The 26124-nt window shown below is 41.1% G+C and carries 27 protein-coding genes; 15 read left to right on the forward strand and 12 right to left on the reverse strand.

The features are described from left to right. Positions 1-27 precede the first annotated feature (27 nt). From ACZ47N_RS10360 to nirJ1, 5 genes are all read right to left on the reverse strand, one after another. Positions 28-2004, reverse strand: a complete 1977-nt coding sequence (locus tag ACZ47N_RS10360) for a DNA gyrase/topoisomerase IV subunit B (RefSeq protein ID WP_464886481.1) — start codon at positions 2002-2004, stop codon at positions 28-30. A 142-nt stretch (positions 2005-2146) separates the two neighbouring features. Further along, positions 2147-2620 (reverse strand): siroheme decarboxylase subunit beta, encoded by a 474-nt coding sequence (gene ahbB, locus ACZ47N_RS10365; protein ID WP_464886482.1) that lies wholly within the window; start codon positions 2618-2620, stop codon positions 2147-2149. Next, positions 2617-3096 (reverse strand): siroheme decarboxylase subunit alpha, encoded by a 480-nt coding sequence (gene ahbA, locus ACZ47N_RS10370; protein WP_464886483.1) that lies wholly within the window; start codon positions 3094-3096, stop codon positions 2617-2619. The genes ahbB and ahbA overlap by 4 nt, the downstream gene beginning before the upstream one ends. Further along, the gene (gene nirJ2, locus ACZ47N_RS10375; RefSeq protein ID WP_464886484.1) at positions 3097-4098 is read right to left on the reverse strand and encodes a putative heme d1 biosynthesis radical SAM protein NirJ2; all 1002 of its coding nucleotides are present in this window, start codon (positions 4096-4098) and stop codon (positions 3097-3099) included. Then, the gene (gene nirJ1, locus ACZ47N_RS10380; RefSeq protein ID WP_464886485.1) at positions 4095-5282 is read right to left on the reverse strand and encodes a putative heme d1 biosynthesis radical SAM protein NirJ1; all 1188 of its coding nucleotides are present in this window, start codon (positions 5280-5282) and stop codon (positions 4095-4097) included. The genes nirJ2 and nirJ1 overlap by 4 nt, the downstream gene beginning before the upstream one ends. Before the next feature lie 165 nt (positions 5283-5447). Here nirJ1 and ACZ47N_RS10385 point away from each other — a divergent pair, with 165 nt between their 5' ends. From ACZ47N_RS10385 to ACZ47N_RS10405, 5 genes are all read left to right on the forward strand, one after another. Next, positions 5448-6110, forward strand: a complete 663-nt coding sequence (locus ACZ47N_RS10385) for a precorrin-2 dehydrogenase/sirohydrochlorin ferrochelatase family protein (protein ID WP_464886486.1) — start codon at positions 5448-5450, stop codon at positions 6108-6110. Positions 6111-6139: 29 nt separating this feature from the next. Then, complete coding sequence (hemC, locus tag ACZ47N_RS10390) at positions 6140-7075, forward strand: hydroxymethylbilane synthase (protein ID WP_464886487.1); 936 nt, start codon at positions 6140-6142, stop codon at positions 7073-7075. A gap of 5 nt (positions 7076-7080) precedes the next feature. Continuing rightward, positions 7081-8607, forward strand: a complete 1527-nt coding sequence (gene cobA / locus ACZ47N_RS10395; RefSeq protein WP_464886488.1) for a uroporphyrinogen-III C-methyltransferase — start codon at positions 7081-7083, stop codon at positions 8605-8607. Continuing rightward, positions 8594-9574, forward strand: a complete 981-nt coding sequence (gene hemB, locus ACZ47N_RS10400) for a porphobilinogen synthase (RefSeq protein ID WP_464886489.1) — start codon at positions 8594-8596, stop codon at positions 9572-9574. The genes cobA and hemB overlap by 14 nt, the downstream gene beginning before the upstream one ends. An 83-nt stretch (positions 9575-9657) precedes the next feature. Next, positions 9658-10248, forward strand: coding sequence for a TetR/AcrR family transcriptional regulator (locus tag ACZ47N_RS10405; RefSeq protein WP_464886490.1), 591 nt, complete (start codon positions 9658-9660; stop codon positions 10246-10248). Positions 10249-10328: 80 nt separating this feature from the next. Here the strand turns inward: ACZ47N_RS10405 and ACZ47N_RS10410 are convergent, their stop codons facing one another. Beyond that, positions 10329-11555, reverse strand: a complete 1227-nt coding sequence (locus ACZ47N_RS10410; protein ID WP_464886491.1) for a M20 family metallopeptidase — start codon at positions 11553-11555, stop codon at positions 10329-10331. 396 nt (positions 11556-11951) lie between these two features. On the opposite strand from ACZ47N_RS10410, the gene ACZ47N_RS10415 reads away from it, so the two are divergent. After that, complete coding sequence (locus tag ACZ47N_RS10415; RefSeq protein WP_464886492.1) at positions 11952-12491, forward strand: peptide-methionine (S)-S-oxide reductase MsrA; 540 nt, start codon at positions 11952-11954, stop codon at positions 12489-12491. A gap of 50 nt (positions 12492-12541) precedes the next feature. Here the strand turns inward: ACZ47N_RS10415 and ACZ47N_RS10420 are convergent, their stop codons facing one another. From ACZ47N_RS10420 to ACZ47N_RS10430, 3 genes are all read right to left on the reverse strand, one after another. Beyond that, positions 12542-14392: a YgiQ family radical SAM protein gene (locus ACZ47N_RS10420; RefSeq protein WP_464886493.1), complete on the reverse strand. Its 1851-nt coding sequence runs from the start codon at positions 14390-14392 to the stop codon at positions 12542-12544. A gap of 402 nt (positions 14393-14794) precedes the next feature. Next, on the reverse strand, positions 14795-15457 hold the full coding sequence (locus ACZ47N_RS10425; RefSeq protein WP_464886494.1) for a P-II family nitrogen regulator: 663 nt from the start codon (positions 15455-15457) through the stop codon (positions 14795-14797). Between the two features lie 2 nt (positions 15458-15459). Next, positions 15460-16938: a DUF1538 domain-containing protein gene (locus ACZ47N_RS10430; RefSeq protein ID WP_464886495.1), complete on the reverse strand. Its 1479-nt coding sequence runs from the start codon at positions 16936-16938 to the stop codon at positions 15460-15462. 184 nt (positions 16939-17122) lie between these two features. On the opposite strand from ACZ47N_RS10430, the gene ACZ47N_RS10435 reads away from it, so the two are divergent. Then, the gene (locus tag ACZ47N_RS10435; protein WP_464886496.1) at positions 17123-18106 is read left to right on the forward strand and encodes a hypothetical protein; all 984 of its coding nucleotides are present in this window, start codon (positions 17123-17125) and stop codon (positions 18104-18106) included. Positions 18107-18134: 28 nt separating this feature from the next. Beyond that, positions 18135-19121: a carbon-nitrogen hydrolase family protein gene (locus tag ACZ47N_RS10440; RefSeq protein ID WP_464886497.1), complete on the forward strand. Its 987-nt coding sequence runs from the start codon at positions 18135-18137 to the stop codon at positions 19119-19121. Positions 19122-19166: 45 nt separating this feature from the next. Here ACZ47N_RS10440 and speD read toward each other — a convergent pair whose 3' ends face one another. Continuing rightward, on the reverse strand, positions 19167-19970 hold the full coding sequence (gene speD, locus ACZ47N_RS10445) for an adenosylmethionine decarboxylase (protein ID WP_464886498.1): 804 nt from the start codon (positions 19968-19970) through the stop codon (positions 19167-19169). A 246-nt stretch (positions 19971-20216) separates the two neighbouring features. On the opposite strand from speD, the gene ACZ47N_RS10450 reads away from it, so the two are divergent. From ACZ47N_RS10450 to ACZ47N_RS10465, 4 genes are all read left to right on the forward strand, one after another. Beyond that, entirely contained in the window at positions 20217-20993 is a 777-nt protein-coding gene (locus ACZ47N_RS10450) for a motility protein A (protein WP_464886499.1), read from the forward strand. A gap of 39 nt (positions 20994-21032) precedes the next feature. Continuing rightward, entirely contained in the window at positions 21033-21749 is a 717-nt protein-coding gene (locus ACZ47N_RS10455) for an OmpA family protein (protein WP_464886500.1), read from the forward strand. A 223-nt stretch (positions 21750-21972) separates the two neighbouring features. Continuing rightward, a complete protein-coding gene (locus ACZ47N_RS10460) occupies positions 21973-22398 on the forward strand; it encodes an FMN-binding protein (RefSeq protein WP_464886501.1) in 426 nt (141 codons plus the stop codon). Between the two features lie 131 nt (positions 22399-22529). Then, positions 22530-22799, forward strand: a complete 270-nt coding sequence (locus tag ACZ47N_RS10465; protein ID WP_464886502.1) for a transposase zinc-binding domain-containing protein — start codon at positions 22530-22532, stop codon at positions 22797-22799. Positions 22800-22836: 37 nt separating this feature from the next. On the opposite strand, the gene ACZ47N_RS10470 is transcribed toward ACZ47N_RS10465, so the two are convergent. Both ACZ47N_RS10470 and ACZ47N_RS10475 read right to left on the reverse strand, forming a co-directional pair. Continuing rightward, the gene (locus ACZ47N_RS10470; protein ID WP_464886503.1) at positions 22837-23322 is read right to left on the reverse strand and encodes an IS3 family transposase; all 486 of its coding nucleotides are present in this window, start codon (positions 23320-23322) and stop codon (positions 22837-22839) included. Continuing rightward, a complete protein-coding gene (locus ACZ47N_RS10475; RefSeq protein WP_464886504.1) occupies positions 23303-23536 on the reverse strand; it encodes a transposase in 234 nt (77 codons plus the stop codon). Before ACZ47N_RS10475 ends, ACZ47N_RS10470 begins: the two co-directional genes overlap by 20 nt. Before the next feature lie 227 nt (positions 23537-23763). Between ACZ47N_RS10475 and ACZ47N_RS10480 the strand changes: the two genes are divergently transcribed. From ACZ47N_RS10480 to pnuC, 3 genes are all read left to right on the forward strand, one after another. Then, positions 23764-23994, forward strand: coding sequence for a hypothetical protein (locus ACZ47N_RS10480; protein ID WP_464886505.1), 231 nt, complete (start codon positions 23764-23766; stop codon positions 23992-23994). Between the two features lie 105 nt (positions 23995-24099). Next, a complete protein-coding gene (locus tag ACZ47N_RS10485; protein WP_464886506.1) occupies positions 24100-25254 on the forward strand; it encodes an MFS transporter in 1155 nt (384 codons plus the stop codon). A gap of 50 nt (positions 25255-25304) precedes the next feature. Continuing rightward, complete coding sequence (pnuC, locus tag ACZ47N_RS10490; RefSeq protein ID WP_464886507.1) at positions 25305-26012, forward strand: nicotinamide riboside transporter PnuC; 708 nt, start codon at positions 25305-25307, stop codon at positions 26010-26012. Positions 26013-26124: the final 112 nt, after the last annotated feature.

A 26124-nucleotide genomic window follows, 5' to 3' on the forward strand; every position in this document is an offset into this window, starting at 1 on the left:
TTCCGGGAAATATACTCAGTAGTTCGTCTAGTCTAGATCAGCCTGGTCTATATAGGCAGGTCCTTTATCGGTGATGAATAATTTTCGACCAGGCAAATTGTTGCCTAGCAATACATCAAACATTTCTTTTGTTTTTTTGGCTTCCGAAGGTGTCACTTGAATTAGGCGACGGGTATCTGGGTTCATGGTTGTTTCCCACATCATTTGAGGTTCGTTTTCACCAAGACCCTTTGATCGTTGGAGGCGATAAGAGCCTTTGATACTCTTTAAAAGGTTGTTTTTTTCTTGCTCAGAATAGGCAAATAAAGTCTTTTTAGACTTATGGTCGGTTATTTCATATAGAGGGGACTCTGCAATGTACACATACCCTTCCTCAATCAATTGGGGAGTTAAAACGTAAAGCATCGTTAATATTAAAGTACGTATCTGGTACCCGTCGACATCTGCATCAGTGCAGATAATGATTTTATTCCAACGAAGTTTGTCGATATTGAAGGTAGCTAAATCAGAATGACGTGATTTGATTTCTACGCCGCATCCTAGGACTTTGAGCAAGTCAACAATAATATCGTTGCCAAAAATCTGGGCATAAGAAGCCTTTAAGCAGTTAAGAATTTTTCCGCGAACAGGAATAATAGCTTGGAAATTAGCATCTCTTCCCATTTTAGTGGCACCTAGGGCGGAATCTCCTTCCACGATAAAAAGTTCACGTTTTTCCAAATCTTTGCTTCGGCAATCCACAAACTTTTTGACTTTTGTTGCGAAATCCATTTTGCCGTTCAATTTTTTCTTGATATTGAGTCGCGTTTGTTCTGCAGTTTCTCTACTGCGCTTATTCGTTAGCACTTGATTAAGAATTTTTTCTTTATCCTGGCGATTTTCTGTAAAATAGATCTCTAACTTTTCTTTTAGTAACGCGGTCATGGCTTGTTGAACAAAGGAGTTATTGATGGATTTTTTTGTCTGATTTGCATAGCTGGTCATGGTGGAAAAAGAGTTGGAAATTAGAAGCAAACTATCTTCTATATCCGTAAAAAGGACTTTTTTCTCGTTTTTTCGATAAAGGTTTTCATCGCGGATAAATTGGTCAATGACCGAAACAAATCCACTCTTAATGGCTCTATCTGGGGCACCACCATGCTCTAAATAGCTAGAATTATGATAATATTCAATTCTAGGATGATGATTATTAAAACAAAAGACCAGCTCCATTTTAACTTTATACTCAGGTTTATCCTCACGATCTCGGCCGGAAGTGGTGCGACTTAAATGGAGAATATCCGTTAGTTCTTGTTCTTGGTTAAGTTCTTTGATGTAGTCCATAATGCCTTCCGGATAGTGGTATTCAAAAGTTTCGTCAGATATTTTGTCGTGGAAAACAAAATGAATGCCAGCATTGACAACGGCTTGGCGCTTTAGGGTTTCGAGAAAATAGTCTTGGGGAATGTTAATTTCAGTGAATACATCAAGATCTGGTAACCAATGAATTCGTGTACCTGTTTCTTGATGGAGTACTTTTTCCTTTTTTAAACCACCTATATTATGGCCTTTTTCAAATCGCAGTGCATAGCGATGTTTATCGCGAAAAACTTCTACATCTAGCCAAGAAGAAGCAAACTGTGTGGCGCAGGCCCCAAGTCCATTTAATCCTAAGCTGTATTCGTAGGTGAGGCCCTGAATGTTCTGGTATTTGCCTCCAGCATAAAGCTCGCAGAAAACAAGCTCCCAGTTAAAGCGCTCCTCTTTCGGGTTGTATTCCAAGGGAATCCCACGGCCATAGTCGGAGATTTGAATGGAATGATCTGTGAATCGGGTGACATGAATGGTGTCTCCAAAGCCTTCCCTAGCTTCATCGATGCTATTAGCCAGTATTTCAAAAACCGCATGCTGGCAGCCAGCAATATCATCTGAGCCAAAAATAACCCCTGGTCGGAGCCGGACTTTGTCTGGACCTTTCAGGGATGAAATACTTTCATTATTATATGCCTTTTGACCTTGAACCATAATTTCGTTCCTTTCCATGCGTGCTATTGCAGCCTTTTTTCTTTGATGCTCTTGGTATTCGCAAGAATTTATTTTCGCTAGATTGGCTGATCATTGTTCTTGCATTAGCATATCATTAAATGGATCTTCCTGCCAGAATAAATTAGTCCCGAAAGTATTTCATGCTGGTTTTTTTTAGTTCTCGGAGGCTGTTTAGCATATGATAAGACTTAATTCCTGTGGTGGTGGAAAGTTCCTGGACCACTTTCTCGCAATCGCCTGGATTTTTGCCATGGATCATTGTATATAGATTATAGGGAAAGTCTGGCATGGTATGGCGTTGGTAGCAATGGGAGACAGATGAGTGGGAGGCCATTATTCTCCCGATTTCGGCTATTTGATGATCTGGAACGAGCCAAACCACCATAGCATTAGAATGGTAACCTAATTTTTGATGGCGGACAATACCGCCAACACGTCGAAGAATGCCTGCCTTTTGATAATCTTTAATTTTCTGGTGTAGTTCTTTTTCGGTGATAGCTAGATCTTTAGCCATATCGGCATAAGGCGTAAAGCTTACAGGGAAATCGTCTTGTAATGTATGGATTATTTTTTTGTCCAGGGATGTTAAAATCATAGAGGTCCTCCTGTCGAATCTGCGTTGAACTGTACTTTGATTTTAAAGACTCGTTGTGCCGGTAAATTCATTATTTTACTGGAATCTGCAGAGTTCTGTAACTGGTTCTGCAACTGAGAAAGCGTTTGTTGCTGCTGTTCCAAGGAAGGTGAAATCAGGGTGAACCAGAGGTTATAGGTATGTTGACGGACATAATGATGCGTAACACCGGGCAAGGCATTAATAAAACCAGCGGCGGTATCAATTTTGTCATCAGGAACGCGGACGGCACATAAAGTACTGACATAACCAAGTTTTTTAGAATCGAAAACGCCACCGATGCGTCTTATTTTGCCTTCTTTTCGAAATTGTTGCAAACGATGGAATACGTCTTCTTCTGTGGTTCCCAGTTGGGTTGCCAAATCCAGATAGGGACGGGAAGAAACTGGGAAATGATGTTGGATAATGGTGAGTAGTTTCTGATCTAGGGCATTCAATTAAAACTTCTCCTTTCTACCGCCTTGGTATAAACACCAAGGCTCTTCTGCCATATAGTCGTCCTTATGATAAAAAGCGGCACGAGCACGACATCCGCCGCAGCTTCCTTTGTATTGGCAATGGCCACAGTAGCCAGAATATTCCATGCTACGCAGGGTTTGAAAAACAGGACTCATCTGCCATATTTCGCTGAAAGGTGTCTGCCTCACATCTCCAATTTCTATGTTCATGTAGGCACAAGGCTGTACTTTTCCTGTGGGGCTGATAATGCAATAGCTGGTACCAGCTAAACAGCCTCTTCTAAAACGGGTTTTCACGTCTAGTTCTGCAGCAATTCGCATAAATTGAGGAGCACAAGTAGGCTTTAATTCAATAGAGACCTCTTTTTGTTTTTTCATAATTCGAGTGATGACGGATTCATATTCAGCGGCACGTAGGGACGTGTTTTCAATATTGGCACCACGGCCTGTAGGCACCAAGAAAAAAAAGTGATGAGCCACAGCTTTTTGTTCAATGGCAAAATCCGTTAAGGATTCCAGTTCAGACTTATTCCAATCCATCACGGTTGTGTGAATCTGAAAAGGAAGTTCTGTCTTCCGGCAGATATCCATGCCATCGACAGCTTCTTTCCAGGCACCTTGATACTGTCGCAGTTTGTCATGCTTACCTGCGTCCAGACTGTCTAGGCTGATGCCAATACCCATGGCCCCAGCTTTCTTTAAATCTAAAGCAAGCTGGGGTGTTAGTAAGGTGCCATTGCTCCCCAATACAGGTCTAAGACCAAGAGAAGTGGCATAGGTTACTAACTCAACTAAATCATCTCGCATCAAGGGTTCACCGCCGCTAAAAATCATAATTTTAAAACCAGCTTTTTTGATTTCATCTAGCAAAGCTTTTGCTTCCTCCGTGGATAATTCTAGACTAGAACGCAGGCCAGAATCACGATAGCAGTGGTGGCAACGCATATTACATTGGTTGGTACTGTTCCATGATATGATCAAAAGACATCACCATCCCATCGTATCTCATCATCTGTTAAGTAACAGGCTGGGTCTGATTCCCAAAAATCTCCAGTAATAGCTTCTGCCCGCGCCCTAAAATTGCCATTACAAAGATCTAGCCAGCGACAGGTGGCGCAACGGCCTTTCAGCAGAGGTTTACGGTTTTTCAAACCAGCCTGGATCGGGTGAGTAGTACCTTGCCATATATCACTAAAAGAGGATTCTTTTACATTGCCAAAAGTGTGGTTTTGCGTAAATTGATCTGGGTGAACATTTCCTTGGCTATCTACGTTGGCAAAGGCCATGCCGCTACGGTTCCCACCATTTCGTTTCAGTAGTTTTAAAACAGTAGCTGCTTTTTCTGGATGGGATTCTCGTAGTTTCAAATAGAGATACACGCCATCCGTGTGGTTATCCACGGAGAGCACTTCTTTTTGGAGGCCACGTTGATAAAAATCCATGGTTCGGTGTATAATTCGGTCTACCACCTGCCTGGTTTCTTCTGGTGTAATATCATCGGTTGTCATTTGACTTCCACGACCGGAATAAACTAAATGATAGAAACAAATTCGGTCAATATTTGCTTCTTCCACTAGATCAAGAATTTCATCTACATCATTCATATTATGACGGTTGATGGTGAAACGAAGGCCGACTCGCTGCCCTTCGGCCACACAATTTTCAATTCCTTTTAGTGCTTGTTGAAAAGCCCCCTTTTTTTGACGAAACTGATCATGTACAGCTTCTAGCCCGTCTAAACTAATACCGACATATCCAACGCCAGTTTGTTTCAAACGTCGGGCCACTTTTCGAGTGATTAAAGTGCCATTCGTGGAGAGGGTGGGTCGTATGTTTAAGCGAGCAGCTTCTTCTGCCAATTCAAAAAAATCTGGTCGAATGAGTGGTTCGCCGCCAGAGAACAAGAGAACTGGTACGTGAAAGGTCGATAGAGAATGGATAAACCTTAAGGCTTCTTTGTGGTTTAATTCTCCCGTGTAATGCAAATGATCAGAACTCATATAACAATGCACACAGTGTAAGTTACAAGTTCTAGTGATATTCCATGCGACCACAGGGCCACACCCTTTTCGAATGCCATGAGGCCATTTTGACGCATCTTTTTGATACCGAAGTTGATCGCCAAAATGCTGTGCACCTGTTAAAAACTTTGTAAAACTTATCATAAAATACAAGCCACCTTTCAAATAAACAAAGAGAGAGGATAGAATCTATAGGGCAACCTATGGTATATTGTGTAGTGGTACCCTTTATTATAATATAAGCAACATAGATTATCAGTATTTTTTTTAAAAATATTATTGTCAGCGTAATCCAAAGAAGCGAGGGACATGATGAATCAACATTATCCAATTGTTCTTAAATTGATGGGAAAAAACTGTGTCGTTATTGGTGGTGGAAAAGTAGCAGAAAGAAAAGTGAATGCCTTAATGGACTGTGGGGCTGAGGTCAGAATCATCAGTCCTTCTGTGACGAAGCATCTTCTTGATATGGCAAGAAAAGAGGAGATTCATTGGGAAAAAAGAAACTATTGCTTTGGTGATTTATCGGAAAGTCGAATTGCATTTATTGCGGTCGGAGATGAAGAAGTTACCCTGGAATGCAGAAAAGAAGCGAATATCACGGGGACACTTTTAAATATAGCAGATAAGCCAGAATGGTGTGACTTTATTCTTCCATCGCTGCACAGGCAAGGAGAATTGATGCTGATGGTGTGCACAGAAGGCAATAGTCCGATGTTGGCCAAAAGGATTAGGCAGGAGCTAGAATCTCAGTATGGGGAGCCCTACGGCATTGTGGTGAAAGCTCTTGGAAAGATTCGTAAGGACTTGGGAAAAAGGACAGTGGATCAGAAAAAGCGACAGGAATTGTTTCAACAATTAGTGTACCATGGACCTGTGGAGGAAGCGTTAAAACTTCCGACGGATGCAATTGAAGAGTACTTAATGAAGGTATATAATAATTGGTTAAGGCATTTGGAAACAAGTTCTTAAGGGACTTATAAGCAAAGGTAGGAGGGTATATGGTGAAAAAAATGAAAATAGGTTCCAGAGGAAGTCGGCTAGCGCTAATACAAGCCCAATGGGTTAAGGAAAAACTGGAATCTCTCAATCAAGATTTGGAAATAGAAATACAAATCATAAAGACAAAGGGGGATCTGATTCTGGATCGGACCTTGGATAAAGTGGGTGGCAAAGGTCTTTTTGTTAAGGAGATACAAAATGCATTATTTGATGGTAGCATCGACTTGGCGGTTCACAGTATGAAAGACGTACCAGGAAAGTCGCCAGAAGGACTAGAAATGGTTGCGATCCCAGAAAGAGAGGACCCTAGGGATGTGCTGGTGACAGAGGATGGAAAGTCTTGGGAAGCTCTGCCGAAAGCTGCGGTAATAGGCACTAGCAGTGTTCGAAGACAAGCTCAAATAAAAACGCTTCGACCAGACTGTCAGGTAGTCCCCATTCGTGGAAATATCGAAACTAGAATGAGAAAAATGAAGGAACAACAAATGGACGGAATTATTCTGGCAGCAGCTGGATTGATTCGATCCAGTTATTTTAATGTGCATCAGCACTATGCTTTTAAAGAAGAAGAATTTATTCCTGCCGTTGGACAAGGGGCCTTGGGCTGCGAAATTCGAAAAGGAGACTTGGAAACGGCGGCTATGGTTCAGGCATTAGATCATAAAGAAACACGCCGTGTGGTTGAAGCCGAACGAGGATTCCTTAACTATTTGGAAGGGGATTGCCATGTGCCTGTGGGCGCCTATGGATTAATGAAGGAGAACACCATCACCCTCACAGGGATGGTGGCATGTATCAATACGGGGAGACGTTTGACGGCCACTATGTCTGGAAATGGTGAACCGAAAGTGCTGGGTATTAATGTTGCAAAAGACCTACTTCGACAAGGTGCAGAAGCATTGCTAGAAAGAAAAAGAAATACTAATGGGAGGTGAAACCAATGAAAAAGGCAATGGTCTATCTAGTGGGAGCAGGACCAGGAGCAGAAGAGTTGATCACAGTAAAAGGGATGAACTGCTTAAAACAAGCGGATGTTGTCATGTATGATCGTCTTTCGGGAGTCGGACTCTTAGCCTACGCTCCAGCGGGAGCCGAAATGATAGACGTTGGGAAAAAACCAAATCATCATCCAGTTCCGCAGGAAGAGATTAACAATATTTTGGTGAATAAGGCGAAAGAGGGCAAGGTAGTGGTTCGTCTGAAAGGTGGAGATCCTTTTGTTTTTGGACGCGGTGGTGAAGAGGCGATGGCCTTAGAAGAAGAAGGTTTACCCTTTGAAATCGTACCTGGAATAACCTCATCTATTGCTGTTCCAGCCTATGCAGGAATACCGGTTACTCATCGACATATGAGCCCATCTTTTCATGTTATAACAGGTCATGAAGATCCGATGCAGGAAGAGTCTTTGGATTATAAAGTTTTAGCACAATTAAAAGGTACCTTGGTATTTTTGATGGGAGTAGGAAAACTGGAAAAAATAGTGGAACAATTGCTGACCTATGGCAAAGATTCTGAAACGCCAGCGGCTTTGATTCATCGGGGCACCACTTCAGATCAAAAGACAGTGACGGGTACCTTGAAAAACATTGTGCAGCGTGTGAAAGCAGCTGCTCTTAAAGCACCTTGCATCATTGTAATAGGAGAAGTGGTATCGCTTCGATCAAAATTAAAATGGATAGAAAAAAAGCCGCTATTTGGAAAGCGGGTGATGGTCACCAGAAGTCGTAGTCAGGCCAGTAACCTTTCCACTTCTTTAAAAGCCCTAGGCGCTGAAGTCGTGGAATGCCCGACGATTGAGATTCACCCCATTGAAAATCCTGATAATCTGAAGCGGGTGCTGGAGACTTTAAAGGCCTATCAACATATGGTCTTTACCAGTGTTAATGGGGTAGATGCATTTGTTCGGTTACTTTTAAAAAATGGTAAGGACCTTCGTTGGATTTCTTCAGATTGTCGCATTACAACGGTTGGAACCGCAACCCAAAAGAGACTTCAAGAAATAGGGGTTTATTCAGATTACGTGCCGGAAGTCTTCACTGTGGAAGGCATATTAGAAACAATGCAACCTATTATTAATCCAGGAGATAAGGTTTTAGTTCCTCGGGCAGGAATAGGTCGTCAGAACTTGTTAGATGGCTTAAGACAGATGGAAGCAGAGGTAGAAGAACTGAAACTCTATGAAACCATGGTGCCTGTTCAAAATAAACAACGCCTCCTAGGGCAGTTGCAGAGTGGGATGGACTGGATTACTTTTACGAGTGCATCAACGGTCAATCATTTTGTAGAAATGATTGGAAGAGAAAATGTAGAAAATGTAAAGCATACCAAAATCGCCGTTATTGGTCCGATCACAGCAAAGGCTGCACAGGATCAAGGACTCGTTGTTACATGTGAGGCAAAGCCCCATACGATTCCGGCATTAGTAAAAACCATGAGAGAGGAGTCGATGATGCATGACAAACACTAAGAGACCAAGGCGATTACGAGAGACGGAAAACATTCGAAAATTGGTTCGAGAAACCATCGTTCATAAAAACGATTTGGTACAACCGCTATTTGTTGTGCATGGTCAGAAAGTGCGAAGAGAAATAACTGGAATGCCGGGACAATACCACTTGTCCGTGGATGAGTTGCTTAAGGAAGCAGCAGCATTAAAAGCGGTGGGGATTAATGCCTTCATTATATTTGGCCTTCCTGCACAGAAAGATCCTTTTGGGTTAGAAGCCTACGATCCAGCAGGTATTGTTCAGCAGGCGGTGAGTGCTCTTCGAGAAGCATTTCCAGACCTACTAATCATAACAGATGTATGTCTTTGTCAATATACGGATCACGGCCATTGTGGCATTGTTGAAAATGGAAAAATCCTTAACGACGAATCACTAGAACTTATGAAACAGGTGGCGTTGACACATGCAGAAGCTGGGGCGGACATGGTTGCGCCTTCAGATATGATGGACGGGCGAGTAGGTGCCATAAGAGAAGAACTTGATAAAAATGGGTATCAACATGTCAGCATTATGAGCTACAGCGTTAAATATGCATCAGCTTTTTATGGCCCCTTTCGCCAAGCCGCTGGAAGCAGCCCACAATTTGGCGATCGACGTAGTTACCAGATGGATCCGGCCAATGCACAGGAGGCATTACGCGAAGCGGAATTGGATATAGAAGAAGGAGCCGATATTTTGATGGTAAAGCCAGCTTTGGCTTATTTGGACATTATTCGAGAGATAAAGCAAAGATTTTCCTTGCCCTTAGGGGCCTATCAGGTTAGTGGTGAATATGCTATGATCAAAAATGCAGTACAGCAGGGACTCTTGGAGAACGACCAAATCATGGTAGAAACGTTGACCAGCATTAAAAGGGCCGGCGCAGATATTATCCTTACTTACTTTGCTAAAGAAATGGCAATTTGGATAAATGAAAAAAATGTTTAAGGTATTGATTGAAAAAGCTTGGTTGTCACGTAAGACTTATGATATACTTAAATAGACATATGTGTCGAAAAAGGAGGATAAAGGTGCCTAAAATCGTAAACCACGAAGCAAAAAAACAAATGATTATGAATCGATCCGTGGAATCCTTTCTTGAAAAAGGAATCGATGGAACCCGTCTTATAGATATTGCGAAAGCTTGCGAAATGGGAAGAACATCCATTTATCAATATTTTCAAAACAAAGAAGAAATAGTAGGGTTTACCATTCAGCATCTTTTTAAGGAACTGAGAGAAGATATAAGAGGAGCCGTTTTAGAGGAACAAGATGATGCTTATGAAAAAATAAGGAAATTAACTTCGGCCATTATTCAACAGTATTTAAAAAATAAAAAACTAATTGTTTTAGTAGACTTATGGTTAGTGTTAATCCGAGAAAATAGTCCTTTAGTAAAACATTTGCATGACCACATGGAAGAATCGCGAAAGGTATTTTGTCAGCTACTGGAAGAAGGGATACAACAAGGCGTGATTCGGCAAATGAATCCGGATAGCATGGCGTTTACTATTTACGCTACGATTGAGTCTCTTTTACTGCACATGGCCCTTCATAAAGAACGTAAAGTAAGCGATCATATTGAATCTTTAAACATTTTATTGGATGGCTTGAAAGCGTAAGTAAGCCAATAACTTACCCTTATCCTTGTATTCAAAACACTCCTGGCATTACTAAAAAACACCCTTTAAGAGGGTGTTTTTTAGTAATGCCAGGGCGGGTCATCGATCTCCATAATCTTATCTTTAATACAGAAATTATCGATGATGCGCGCATAAATCTCAGTGGTGTTAATCAAATCTTTAATTTCAATTCTCTCTGCTTCGGTATGGGACATTCGGATATCCCCAGGGCCAAAGACTACTGTTGGGGTTTTTGCATAGACCTTAAGCAACGCAGCGTCGGTCCAGCCGCGGCCCCGAGTGATTTTAGGTTCGCGTTTAATGACTTCGCTGATAGACGTTCTGACCGCATGCACAATAGGTTCTGTCATAGGTGTAACCAGCGGTGGGTGGTTTAAGGCCGTATCATTGGCGGAGCTCTTTTTAATCTCGGCCTGTAGTTGAGGATCTTGTTTCTTCATATCATCAAGAATATCTTGGTATTCTTTCATGACAGACTGAATCGTTTCTCCAGGGATGTACCGTCGATCAATTTTAACTGTACAGGAGTCTGCAACGGTACTTTGTCCCACGCCACCCTCAATAATACCGATATTCATTAAGGAAACCCCCATGAACTCATCTTCACGCTGGCGAATTTTGGGGTACAGATCTCGTTTAGCACGGTAAATGAATTCCGCTGCTTTTTCGATGGCATTAATGCCGCTGTCAGGGCTTCCGCTGTGAGAAGCTTTGCCTGTAAAGATTACATCAAACCACTCTAGGCCTCGATGTCCTATGGCATATTCATAATTGGAGGGCTCGCCAACAATGGCCGCATCCGTTCGAATACCGGAATTAATTAAATGTTCTGTGCCCTCGCTCTTTCCTTCTTCTCCGATAACACCTGCGAATAGAATATCCCCATCAGGGGTAATGCCTGCCCGTTTATAAGCCAATAGTGTAATCAACATGGAAGCTAGACCACCCTTCATATCGGCAGCTCCGCGTCCCCAGACAAAGCCACTGTGAACCCCTTCGTTGAAAGGGTCGATGGTCATCCGATAAGGCGTAATAGTATCTAAATGACCATTTAACATGAGCGAGTTGCCGGTTCCGGAACCGCGAAGAAAAGCAAGGACATTTTTGCGTTGTCCAGTTACTTTTTGGAATTGAACCTCCAAACCTTGAGCGCCGCAATAATCATAAATAAATTCGGCGACTTCTTTTTCCTGATGAGGAACATCCGGATGGCTGGGGATTTGTATGAGTTGATGTGCCAACTCGATAATTTCATCATGGTTATAATAATCATTTACATAAAACAAGGATAGACACTCCTCGACTAATTTAATTCCTCTGTAAGAGGCAAACCTCTTTCTATATGTGACCATATGTAGGGCCAAAAAGCAAGGTTTTTTATGGCTGTAAACCAGAAAAAAATTACAAAAACAGAGATTAACCCTCTGAATCAAGGCTATAAGCTGGAATCCTAGGTATCACAGCTCATTTGTTTGAGATCATTGTTTAAAACTATGTGAAAGCGGTATTTATTGGGCATGGAGATGAATGGCCTTTACTAGGTTGATGAGCTGCCATCTATCGGATTTTTGGAGGAAGGAGAAAAAACAATGATGAATCAAGATTTAAAAACGGAATTAGCCACCTTTGGTTTAGGTTGATTTTGGGGACCCGATGCCCAGTTTGGGCAATTGCCAGGTGTAGTGCGCACCAGAGTGGGTTATGCTGGAGGAAAAAAACCAGATCCCACGTATCATAACATTCAGGATCATATAGAAATGCTTCAGATTGAATACGATCCATCTCAGATTGCTTATGAAGAATTGCTGGAAATATTTTGGGAGACTCATAATCCCACCCTTTTGCCGTATTCTCGTCAGTATATGAGTGCCTTACTTTATCATAACGAAATGCAAAAAGAAAGGATAGTAAAAAGCCGTGAGGCCTATGAAATTAGAACAGGTAGATCCGTTGTGACTGAAGTAGCGGCACTGAATCACTTTTACTCTGCGGAAGGATATCATCAGAAGTATTACTTGCAAAACAGACCAGGTATAGGAGAGGAAGTTAGAAGCATGTATCCTGACTTTACAAGTTTTGTTGATTCTACAACAGCAGCTCGATTGAATGGATATATAGCTGGTAAAGGGAATAGAGAAGATTTTGAAAGAGAGATCAAAAAAATAAACCTCTCTCAAAAATCTGAAAAGCAACTGAGGGATTTGTTGGAGATGATATGGTAAAGAGAAGCCGGTTTCTTACAAGAAGCCGGCTTCTCCAGTGGTTAAGAAGGCTATTTTCTTTTGTTTTTCTTTTTGGACATCGTAGGGGCAGAAGCTTTTTTTTGCGATTGCTCTGGAGGAACAAGGGCGTCTCGGTGAAATCCAATTAAATCTTGGCGATCAGCGAGTTTAAGTGCTTTTCGGATCAGCCCGTGGTTTTGTTTTTTTCCAGATTGAAGAAGCCCACGTTGCATCTGCTTTTCAATGGGATCCTTAGGAATATAGATTTTTTCGTTGTTTCTTGGATCCAATTCTGTATAGTACATACAAGTGGAAAGGGTTCCAGGGGTAGGATAAAAATCCTGTACTTGCTCAGGTTGGTGTCCTAATTTTTTTAGGTATAAGGCTAAATCAATGGCAGCGTTTAAGTCAGATCCAGGGTGGCTGGATATAAGATAAGGAATGAGGTATTGTTTTTTCTGTTCTTTTTCATTAAAACGACGGTATCGATCTCGAAACCCATCGAAAACTTGAATTTTGGGTTTTCCCATAAGGTCTAAGACTTTTGGGTCTGAATGCTCAGGTGCAACCTTAAGCTGACCACTGATATGATGACGGCATAAGTCTTCAAAAAAAGAGGGGTCAGTATCTGCCATCAAATAATCATACCGAATACCTGATCGAATAAATACTTTTTTGACGCCAGGGAGCCTTCTAAGTTTTCGTAATAAATGAATATAATCTTTATGAGTGACGTTGAGATTAGGGCATATCTTTGGAGCCAAGCACTGACGGTGGGAGCAGGATCCGCTTTTAATCTGTTTTTCACAGGCGGCTTGTCTGAAATTTGCTGTAGGGCCGCCAACATCATGTATATAGCCTTTAAAATCAGATTCCTTTGTCAGTCTTTGGGCTTCTTCCAGAATGGATTCGTGGCTTCGGCTCTGAATTTGTCGTCCTTGATGAAAGGTTAAAGAGCAAAAATGACAACCGCCAAAACATCCACGATTGCTGATCAGACTAAACTGTACTTCAGAGAGAGCTGGAACAGAACCTTCCTTTTGATAAATAGGATGTGCTTTTCGAGCAAAGGGAAGACGATAGACTTGATCCATTTCTTCTGTTGATAATGGATAGGCAGGAGGCATTTGAACGATAAAGCCTGCATCATAAGGTTCTGCCAACACCTCTCCCAAAACAGGATCCGTATGGTGCATTTGTTTTAGAAAACTAGACCCCACTTGTTTTTTGGAATGTTGAAGGGTTTTCCAAGCAGGTAGTACGAGGGGGTTGTCCAAGGTTTCTAAATCACGGGAATAAAAGACGGTTCCTCGAATAAAGGTCAAATTGGATATGGTTAATCCGCTGTCTAGTGCTTCCGCAATTTCAAGGATAGCTCTTTCTCCCATACCATAAATCAACATATCCGCCTTGGTATCCATCAAAATAGAGGGCTTTAAACGATCTTCCCAATAATCATAATGGGCCATTCGTCGGAGGCTGGCTTCAAGTCCTCCCAGAATCACAGGCACTTTAGGAAACTGTTTTTTTAGCTTTCTGGCGTATACTGTCACAGCTCTGTCTGGTCGTTTGCCTATGGTACCACCAGGAGAAAAAGCATCCGACTTTCGACGCTTTTTGGCAACGCTGTAATGATTTACCATAGAATCCATATTTCCTGAAGTGACTAAAAAACCAAGTCTGGGAGTACCCAGCAAAGAAAATGATTCGGATATTGTCCAGTCTGGTTGAGCGATGATACCAACTCGAAAACCAGAAGCCTCTAGCCACCTTCCAATAATGGCAGCTCCAAAAGAGGGATGATCGACATAAGCGTCGCCGCTAACGAGCACAAAATCCAATTGATCCCAGCCGCGTTGTTGCATATCTTGTTGACTGATAGGTAAAAAATCATAGGGCATATGAATGTTCCTTTCAAGAGTATTCATTACTATTGTACCACATTTGATATTTGAACATTTTCAAATGTAAAGAAGGGTGTGATACAAAGGACTTCCATAAGCCGATGATGAAATGCCAGAGAAAAAAGCAAGCAGATGCGTTGAACAACTTGGTAACATAAATCTTTTTAATGCACTGGACCATTATAGGATTTAAACAAATCCAAATTTTGGCTGTTTCCAATCAATACTAAATCATCTCCTTTTTCCAGGATGACATTTGCAGCAGGATTTAGCAAAACCAGAATACTGGAAGTGATCCCAATGATAAAGAATAAGTCCCAGATTTAAATGCGTCTTTTTATTTTTGAGGCGAGATGCTTCGCAAGCAACAATCTTTATTCTATTATTTTGTGATGCGGCTTAATATAGTCCGTATGCCTTGCTAACGTTTTGGACAAAAATAATTCCTTTGCCAGGCGTATCAATATCCATATGTTCTCTAATAGAATTAGTAATAGGATCTGTCGTTTCCTTTTTAGAAATAATTAACACGATTTCTTTTTCAGGCTCAATTTCCATGGCAAAAAGCTTACTGGTCTCATGAATACCAGCTCCCCTGGCACCAATAATGGTTCCGCCTTTGGAGCCGGCCTTAACAGCTGCCTCGATAACCAATTCTGCATTTCCACGGTCTACGATAACCATAATAGATTGATACATGGTATTGCTCACCTCTCCTTTTTCGTCCTTAGGATCACATGGAAGCATTTCAGCTCCTAAAATACCCATTAATGGAATACTGAAAGCAATTCCGTGATTTTTTTTATGAAACCCAAATTTTTGATTCAGTGATTGTAAAGTATTCTGTGCAACGACTTTTTCAGCACCTATAAGAACGATCTCTTTTCGGACTGTATTCAGTTCAAGAAATTCCAAAAGTAGATTTTTGACGGTGCCTTTACCGATGACGACCGTTCCACCTGTGATACCACAGCTTTTGGCATGCTTTAAAACCTTACTACCCTGGCCTGAATTGATAATAACATAGATAAGTTCGTATTCTTGGCAGATAGTATTGTTCATTGTCAAACCCCCTCTTTTCCTGTCTTAACTTTAAAAGCTAAACCCAACAGTTGCATTGTAATGATGGGTGTAAGAGCTACCGTGGCAATCATTCCAAATCCATCGATTAATACGGTTGCGTTTACAGCAGCGTCGGCTACGCCGTTGGTGAAAGCAAGAATAAAAGTGGCGGTCATAGGTCCTGTGGCAACGCCGCCAGCATCAAACGCTATTCCGACAAATAACTTAGGGACAATAAAGGTCAACCCTAAGGAAATTATATACCCTGGGAGCAGATAATGCCACAACTGTATAGCGGGAATCATGATACGTAGCATTGAAAGTGCAATGGCAACTCCAACGCCTAAGGAAAGAGAGATCAAAACCGCCTCTCGTTTCACATAACCACTGGTGACATCCTCGATTTGTTGGGTTAGCACATACACTGCAGGTTCAGCCAATATCGTAGTTACTCCAAGAAAGAAACCAATACAAGCAATGAGTGGAAGGTTATCTCGGAGGGCTAATTGCGAGCCAACAACACTACCCACATCCATGAATACGCCATTAACCCCGATTAGAAAGATCAAGAGTCCAATGAATGTGTAGATAAATCCTTTGAGAACCCGAAAAAACTCTTTACGTTTAAGCTTAAAAGAGATTTTCTGAAGAATCAACAAAATGAATAAAAGTGGCATAATGGAAAGGGTAGTTTCTTTTATCATATCGGGAATCAGGGTTATGAATGGCTTGAATAATCGATCGGACTCATATAAAGTGGTTTCTATGGTTCCAGAGATCTCTCGTGTATCGGTGAAGAGATTTAGCATAAGAACGGAAAGAATCGCGCCCACAGAAGCGATGGCTACTAGGCCGAAACTGTCTTTTTCTGATGCTTTCCGATCTTTTTTTAGATTGGAGACGCCAACAGACAAAGCAAGGATAAAAGGCACCGCTAAGACACCTGTGGTGGCACCGGAAGCATCGAAGGCGATGGTAATAAATTCGGATGAAGCAAACAAAGAGAGCGCAAAAACGAAGCCATATAGAACCAGCAGTAGGATATAGAGAGGTACATTATAAACGATTCGAACAAACCCCAAAGCCAACATTAATGCAATACCAGCAGAAACCGTAATCAGCAGAACGGGGCTAGATAGTTGGCCTGTTGTAATAAGGGAAACTTGATTCGCTAATACAATTAACCCTGGCTCAGCGATGGAGATGAAAAAACCGAGGATTATTCCTGCGCCAATGACAATCCAAAGCTTGTTAGACTTTGCGATGGAATGGCCAGTTAAATCACCAAGAGGTGCAATTCCTATATCTACACCAATTAAAAAGAGTGTCAGCCCCCACACAATGAGGATGGACCCTATGATAAAGCGAATCATTAAAGGGAGTCCCAGTGGTGTTAATGTAAAGTGAAATAGAAGGACGATAGAGGATATAGGCAATACGGAAAAAAGTACTTCTTTAAATTTTTCAGTAAAAATATTCAAATAAAATCACGACCTTTCTGGAAGCAAGGAATAAAAGCAAAAGAGAGAAAAAATAAAATTAAATCAAGTATTTGTATACCCTTTTTTACTGTTCAATTAACAAGGACATTCATTGTAAGCCTATGTTTAATCCGTTACAATAAATATAGATGAAAAAAGAGAATGAATTGGGAGGAGAATAGGTTTGTTAAAATCATATGCTTTTAAAGAGGAAGATTTAAAAATGATGAAAATATATGAGAATAGTAGTGTTATTCAAGAGATAGAAAAAGCCAGTAGCACTATGGAAACACCTGAAAAAATCACTAAAAACTATGGAGATCTGTTTTTTCCAGATATCTTTTCGTTGAAAGCCCGTCCTTATTTCGTAGGTTCCGTGATCTTGACGATGGATGGCCGGATGGGTTTCGAGAATGACCCTAGCAGCAGAACCTTGGCCCAATCCAATGAGTTGGACCCCACGAAAGGGCTGACGGACTTGTGGATGGTAAACGTATTGAGGACTTATGCAGATGCCATTCTTTTAGGGAGTGCTACCTTGCATGCAGAACCAAACTTTACAGGCCATGTGTACGACTGGGATTTACAACAATATCGTTTGGAAAGGTCGGAACAGTACAAGCCAATCCCTTGGAATATATTGATTACAAGAACGCCGGAGAAACTCCCTTGGAAACATCCGGTTCTCAATACAGCTAAGATCCCTGTCTTGATGGTTATACCAGCAAATAAAGCCGAAACCCTCTCTCTTTGTACTTCGAAAGAATTTTGTTTTCAGCAGGTGAAGGTGGAAAACAAATCAGATATAATGAAAGAAGAATTAACTCCAGACCCATTGGAACAACACCTGGTGCTTATATTACCAGAAAAAGGTTTTCCGGATTGGTCTTTATTGATGGAATCTATGAATAGGCTGAGAATTCGTCAGGTTACGGTAGAATCCCCTTATTGGATGTATGAACTAATGAAGAATCAGGCACTAGATGAAATTTTTGTCACACAGACAGGCGTATACGCTGGTGGAAATAATGTACCAGGGGTGAAACAAGCTTTTATTTCCGATGATGCCCCATTGGCAGAATTGGTATCCATGCATATGACGGGAAGCAACGTATTAATGATGCGTCAATTACTAAGATATGGACAAAGAGAAGGTATCACAGAATAAAGGATGTATATTGAAAGGGGATTTGGCCATGGCTGATTTAAGAGAAAAAGTAGTGGAACGTTGGTTTTCAAAGGATGAAACATGTCCTACAGTGATGTTAGCCAACATAACAACATCTTCAAACCGAGAAAGAAATATGAAAAAAATTGATGAGATTGTTCAAATTGCACATGAAAAGGGCGTAAACATCCTGATTCTACCAGAGCTTACCATCTCAGGCTACCTGTGGGAAACAGAAAATCCAAAGATCATAAGAGATCACTTGAGGTATTGCGCTAACAGAGAAATTCAGCCTTGGCTAGATAGCATTCGGGATAGCCTAGTGGATAGTGGAAAAGGACTGGAATACGTATTTTTTAATAATGCCAGACCGTGTAACGGCGATTTCTATAATTCCACCTATTTTTTGCATCCTGCAGGAGATTGCAACGATCAGGAACGTATTTACGATAAGATATTCTTGACACCCATCGAAGTTCCTTACTTCCGAAGAGGAACGGATAGAAGATTAATTCTAGATACTCACTGGGGGAAGTTTGGTTTTTTGACTTGTTATGATCTTTGCTTTATGGAACTTCCTAGAAAATATGCTATGGTGGATGAGGTGGATGCTATTATTACAGTGGCAGCATGGAGGTCTCAGGCTGTAAGAGAGTACGCCATGATGAATGTACGGACAGACAATTATTACGGCTATATATGGAATCTCATGAACTCATCTAAAGCCGCTTACAACCAGGTGTGGAGCTTAGGGGTGAATTGCGTAGGCAGCCATGAAGTAAATGGCAGTCTTTTTTGGGGTGGTAGTGGGGTATGGGCTCCTTCTGGATTACCATTGCTGCAGGCTTCTAATATGCGTGAAGAACTATTGGTGATTCACAATTTAGACATTGCAAACTATGAAGAAAAACATTCTTTGGAATTTAATTATCGGCTGGAGTTTAATAATGTCTACAAAGAAATCAAGGAAACATACCCGGAGCCAGTGGTAGTAGATGGAATTATATCGGAGTAGTCTTTTAAAATAAAAATGCCGCCAGTAAGGATTGGCGGCCACTGATTATTTGACAGAAATAATGTTACGACCATAAAAAATTTCTGTCATTTCTTTTTGGATTTTTTCTTTAATTTTCTTTCGCTCTATAGGCTTAAAAGCGTTCTTGGGCGTATCGAATAAGTAATCATCCAAATCGAACTCTCGTAGAATCATTTTGGTATGAAAGATGTTTTCTTGATACATATTCACATCGATCATCTGGTATTGGTTTCGTGTCTTCGCAGGAATATAGTTTTGGATAGAATTGATTTTGTGATCGATGAAATGCTTTTTGCCATCAACATCCCGCGTAAACCCACGCACCCTGTAATCAATGGTGATAATGTCTGAATCAAAGCTTTTAATCAAGTAGTTAAGCGCTTTTAGCGGAGAGATCTCGCCACAAGTAGAGACGTCTATATCCGCACGAAAAGTACTGACGCCTTCATCTGGATGGCTCTCGGGATACGTATGAACCGTTACGTGGCTTTTATCCAAATGGGCTACGACAGATTCCTTGTTTACGTGATCAGACTCTTTTCCCAGATGATCTACAGGTCCTTCTGCAATAAGCATGGTAACGCTGGCGCCTTGAGGCTCATAATCTTGTTGGGCGATGTTGAGGACGTTGGCACCAATCATATGGGTAACATTAGTGAGTATTTCTGTTAGTCGTTTGGCATTGTACTGAGAATCAATATAGCGGATATACTCTTTTCGATGCTCAAAGCTATCAGCATAAGCGATATCATATATATTAAAACTCAAAGATTTGGTTAAATTATTGAAGTCATATAGGCGAAGCTTTTTTATTTCTTGTATTTTCAATAGATAGCCTCCTTCCAATCGATATGCAGCTAATATTCATTCCATACATCATTATAACGATGCTGGCTTTTTGACGCAACCATAATTATTTTGAGGTTAAAAAATACTAGGTATAGAGACTTGAATAGTATTTTGCTTAATGATTTACTAGCGAAAAGGGGTTATATCTGTTAGAATCGGCCTATAAGAGAAACACTTCAACAGAAAAATGTGTTGGAAATTGATTTTAAAAGGAATGAGTAGAGGATGAAACGGTATGTAAAAAACGGGAAGATCCCCATCGTAATTGTCTTAGTAGCATTGATAATCCACTCGATTGTAGACAGCATTTCCATGGCAGCGCTTTTTAATCTGCATGCGATGGAAATTATTATAGCTGGTATTCTTTTATCTGTTATTGTAGGATTTTCCTTCCAAACTTTTTTGGACACGGCGGCACTTATCAAAAGAAGTTTTACGGAGCCAGTTCGTTATGAAGAAGATATTCACAAAGTTCATCAGGTGGCCATTAAGGTAAAAAAAGAAGGATTGTTATCGTTGCAAAAGGATATTGTAGACGAGGAAGATGCTTTTTTAAGAGACGCACTGATACTCTTAAATGATTATAGAAAACAGGAAGCCATTCGAGATGTCATGGAAAAAGACATTGAATCTAGACGTACGAATCTTTTTCGATCGTATAATCTACTTAAAGTCGTCTCCTATGTGGCTCCGTCTTTTGGTTTGATTGGAACACTCATTGGAATGATAGGCCTCCTTTCTCATCTGGATCAGACTCAGGCGATTATGAACCATATGGCTACGGCGCTGGTAAGCACCTTGTACGGCAGTTTAATTGCTAGTTTTATAGCAATTCCATTGATGGTCCGCGTTAAGGAATACAATGAAAAAATTATTCTAAGGCATCAGATTGTGATGGAAGGAATTCTTCTTATCGCTTCGAATGACTCCACAAGAAATGTTTTTGACAATATGAATGTCATGTTAGATGAAGAAGATCGTTTGATCTATCCAAGAAGGTAGTAGGCAGAAAGTAGAAAGTAGAAAGGAATTCTCTATAATATGGATTTGAATTTCAATAATCGCCAGAATCAAGATAAACATGAGCTGGAAATAACCAATAGCTGGATGATAACCTATAGCGACATGATAACCATTATGTTGTGTTTTTTCATTGTGTTTTTTATAATTTCTGATAACGAAAGTCATAGTTTGCAACAGATGAAAACCATGCTTTCGGCTCAAGTGGAAGATTTACAAGAAGAGAATATTCAATTGAAGGAAGAGCGAAATAAGCTGGCACAAAAAATATTTGGTATAGATGACTTTGAAGAGGAGCATGAAGCTCGTGATGGAATCTTAGCATTTTTACAGGAAAGAGAGCTAATGGATCATGTAGAAATTCTTCAGAATGAGCGGGGACTAATGATTCGATTTAAAGATAGTGTATTATTTCCTAGTGGGAGTGCAGATGTATCCGATCAAGGGTTAGAGCTACTAGAAGAAGTAGGGCAAAAGTTGACGGAAATCTCTAATCCAGTGATTATTGAAGGATATACCGATAATATGCCTATTCAAACAGCCACATACCCTTCTAATTGGGAACTTTCAACAGCTCGAGCTACAACCGTGGCGCGTTACTTAATATACGAGCTTCATGTGCCAGAGGAACGGCTGTCTGTAGCTGGATTTGGTGAACAAAATCCCATTGATAGCAATGAAACGCATGAAGGAAGAGCAAATAATCGACGTATTGAAATAACAGTCCTCACACAATAGACACTTAGTAAAAGCAATAGTCTATCGAGACCATATATTTCCATTTAAAGAAAGCAGAATACTTCAGGACAAAACTCCTTGAAATATATATTATGTCCTTCCTAGGTTTACACAGGAGTTTTAAAACGTATAATACTATATAAAGAAAGAAACATGGAGTTCACACATACGTGATTTTGGCAAAGAATTAACAAAGGTGAATTTTAAGGAGGAGGAAGTAATAATGAAAAAAAGTTTCTTGTTAATGGTGCTTGTATTGATGATATCTCTAGTAGTAGCTGGTTGTGGTGGTACAGATGCAACAGAAGAAACAGTGGAAGAATCAGCAGGGGATGTAGAAGTGCTAAGGGCAGAAGAATCTGAGTTTAATGAACGTGGGCATAAAGCGGTTATCGAAATTACTCGTGAAAATGGACAGATCATAGCAGTTGATTACAATGAGATTTATGAAGAAGGCGGAAGTAAGAAAGAAGACGAGGAGTATAATGCTAATATGGAAGCCGCATCTGGAACTGCTTTTGTAGACGGTGTTGCTGCATTGGAAGCGGCCCTGATTGAAACCCAGGACCCAGCAGAGGTTGATGTTGTCAGTGGCGCTACAAGTAGTTCTGGAAAATTTGTGGAATTGGCAATAGAAGCTTTACAGTAAAAATAATATGTCCCCCTACCCGACGAAAGTCGGGTTTTTTCATGGATAAGGAAATAGTATGCGCAAAACAAATGTGGATAAGCTGTGAATAAGTCATTGGAAACTTTGCGGAGAAACGATAGAATAAAAACATGGAAACGAACAGTAAATCCAAATATAAAATAAAAGACATCTTTCAGAAGAATTTTGAACCCTTCTGGGAACAAAACCAGAAGAAATACCCAGCCTATCTGCGCGACCAAATCCAGACACAAGTAAATAAAATGATCCACTTCGGAGACCCGCAACAAGGATATATGAAGTACAAATGTATCCAATGCGGCGAAGAAAAAACCATCGGGTTCACCTGCAAATATAATGCTCCCCATTGTCAAGACACAAAATGGAATTATTTAAGTTAAGCTCCTTTCCAGATTTGTGACTTTTGTGAAACAAGGTTTAGCTGGTTTTTTGGTAAAATACCTCCGGGCATAAACCACCAAGGGATGAATGCGGTCGATACGTGTTGTATTCATCTATGTAAACACCAAGGGCTCTGCGCAGTTGCCTGGGTGATTCAAATTCATTAATATAAATCAAGTCGTACTTCAGAGTCCGAAAGAATCGCTCTGTACGAACATTGTCTAAAACCTGGCCTTTACCATCCATGGAAATACGGATGCCTTGTTCTTCCAACAGTTCAATATAGGCTTCATTGGTAAAATGGCTGCCCAGATCGCTGTTCATGATGTCAGGCTTCTTGGTTGCAAAAGCTCTTTTTAAGCAGTTTAAGACAAAGGTTTTTTCAAGGGTGCTGCTGAGCTCGTAATCGATGATTTTACGGCTGTACCAGTCAATGATGACAAACAGGTACATAAATCCTTTTTCCATTCGAATGTAGGTAATATCAACACCCCAAACCTGATCAGGGCGAACAATATTCAAGTTCCTCTTTGGATTCCAGTTCCTTATCGGCATCAGAAAGTCCTTTCTTAAACACTTCTGGTGCTCGTTCCAGAAATTCTTTCTTCCAACGGGACAGCACTACTGGACTGACGCTATACTTTTCTGCGATCTGGTTCACGGTGAATTCCTCCGAAAGGATTTCAAGAACTGCTTTGGTTTTAAATTCTGCTGAATATTGGGTTCTTTTTCTCATAAGTACAGTATAACTTAAATTCCTTTTTTATGTGTCTCACTCTATGGGTTCATTATACTCATTCCCTTCTTTATGCACCCTTGGAATCCGCATCGGACTTTAGCGTTATGACATTAAATGAGTTAAGGATGACCTTTATTCTGGCCAGCATCAGCGGGAGAAAAGTAAACCCATTTAGGTTGGTCCCTGAAATACTGATTATGCTTGGTGGTGCAAAGTGAGCCCAGATGTTGGCAACCCAGCTCCTGGGAAAAGTTCCTGCCGGAGCAGGAACGGTTTTAAAAGCAGGCGTGGCCTTTGCCTTTACCTATGCCATCGGGGAAGCAGTTTTTCTGAATATGAATTACGGAATTACCTTCAATAAAACGGATTTAATGAATCGGGTTGAAGATTTGAAAGGCTACGGCGAAGAGATGGCAAAAAACGTTTTAAGCAATATTCGAAGAAAGAAAGAATAACCGTCGCTTGAAGGCCAAAAAACGTGAAGACTGTTGAAGGACAGGTTGCTCAATCCTGTTTATAGATTACCAATTAAGAGATGACAAAATGGAGGCGTGTTATCAATGGGAGTTAAATCCATCTACGGCGTGGTCGTGCTTTACAATCTGGCGTTGTCCATGTACTTATTCCTATTCCCCCTATACCTGGACCATCTGGTATTTAGCCCCATGCTCATCGGCGTTCTGGTTTCGGTGCCCGCTATCTTTGAGGTATTATTCCGTTTGCCTCTGGGGGCCTATACAGACTGCATCGGGGAACACAACGCAGCAAAAATCAGCAGTAGCACCTTTCTGCTGTCCATCATCTTCTTTTTTGCCAGACCTCTCCTTCCTATTTTTGTTCTGATCCAATTCTTTTCCGGCATTTCCAGGACGTTATTCTGGCCATCCACACAAGCCTATGTGGCGTCCATGAACTACCGAGACCTGGGTTACCGAATGGGAATTTTTAACCTATTGACAGGGGTTGCCGGCATTGTGGGGCCTCTGGCTGGAGGCTACAGCAAAGACCTGATTGGTCCGGAAAAATCTTTCTACGTATTGCTGGTCGGGTCGGTGGTGCTGGCTCTTTTCACTTTTACCTTGCCCCGGCTTGATAAGGACGAAACCTTTGGTCAATCACTGGGGTTTCTGGAAACCATGCTGGCGGTGGTGCGGGAAAAGTCGCTGTATTTTGCCGGGATTGCCACATTTTGTGGAGCCACCTCCTGGGCACTGGTCAGCTCCTTTTATCCCATTTACATGCAAAATCAAATAGGTTTTTCCTCCACGCTGGTGGGTTTGTTGGTGGGGCTACGGGCTCTTTCCTCAGCACCCGGCGGGTTCCTGGGTGGCATCTACCTGGAAAGAATGACGTTTAAATGGATGTTTCTATGGAGCATTTTAATGGGAGCGGCAGGCTTTTTCCTGATCCCCGTGACCAGTCATTTCGGCTTGCAAGTGCTGATTATTATGCTGATAGGTTTTTCCAGCGGTGCCCTGCAAACCGTCTCTTTGGTTTTTGTGGGCGAAGTAACTCCCAAAAACCAGATGGGGACCGCCATGGCTTTCATCGGCCTGTTCTGGTCCTTCTCCCTGGCACTGCTGCCACCAATCCTTGGTGCCTTTGACAGGTTTCATGCGTCTTTCAAATTCGGAGGCCTTGGGATGATGTTTCTATTACTGGGGGCTTTGGGCCTTTATTTTCTGGCGAAATATCAGCCGGTAAAGAGAATTTAGATATCAAAGAGGCGAATCGGTATGAGAAAATATTCTTTTGGGAGGCTATTATGAATCTTAATAAATCGGTTCGAAATCTGACAAAGTTTGAAAAAGGCTTATGGTTCTTTTCGATGATTACGGTTATTGCCGCGTTTACCCTGGGAAATGATCAGGATTGGTTGACTCTGTTTGCTTCATTGATTGGTGTGACTTCACTAATATTTGTAGCGAAAGGGGATGTCTTGGGACAGATCCTGATCATCGTTTTCAGTATTTATTATGCGGTCATTTCCTATCAATTCAGGTATTTTGGAGAAATGGTTACTTTTCTGGGAATGACAGCTCCCATTGCCATGTTATCAGTTGTAACATGGCTGAAAAATCCATACTCGGAAAAGGAAGTGAAAGTAAGTAGTATCAATAAAGACAGGTGGGTGATTCTGTTAGCGGTGACGGTAGTTGTAACAGTGGCTTCCTATTATATTTTGAGGTATTGGGACACAACAAACCTTGTTTTCAGTACCCTTTCCGTCTCCACAAGCTTCCTCGCTTCCAGCCTGATGATGCTACGAAGCCCCTATTATGCCCTGAGCTATGCAGCCAACGATCTCATTCTAATTGTTTTGTGGACTTTGGCCAGCATAAAGGATATTTCCTATATGCCCATGATCGTGTGTTTTAGTGTTTTTTTCATTAATGATTTGTACGGATATTGGAACTGGAATATCATGAAACGCAGACAAAATAAAGAAGTGCTTTCGACGGTGCAAAAATGAAGCGGAGAGTGTGAAGAAGGACGAGCCGAAACGAAAAAACTTTCAAGTAAAAGGAGCTTTTTTATGAAAAAAAGTCATTGGCTTAAGTGCAGGGAGAAAAAATAAAGTTACC

This window comes from Tindallia texcoconensis (assembly GCF_055383815.1).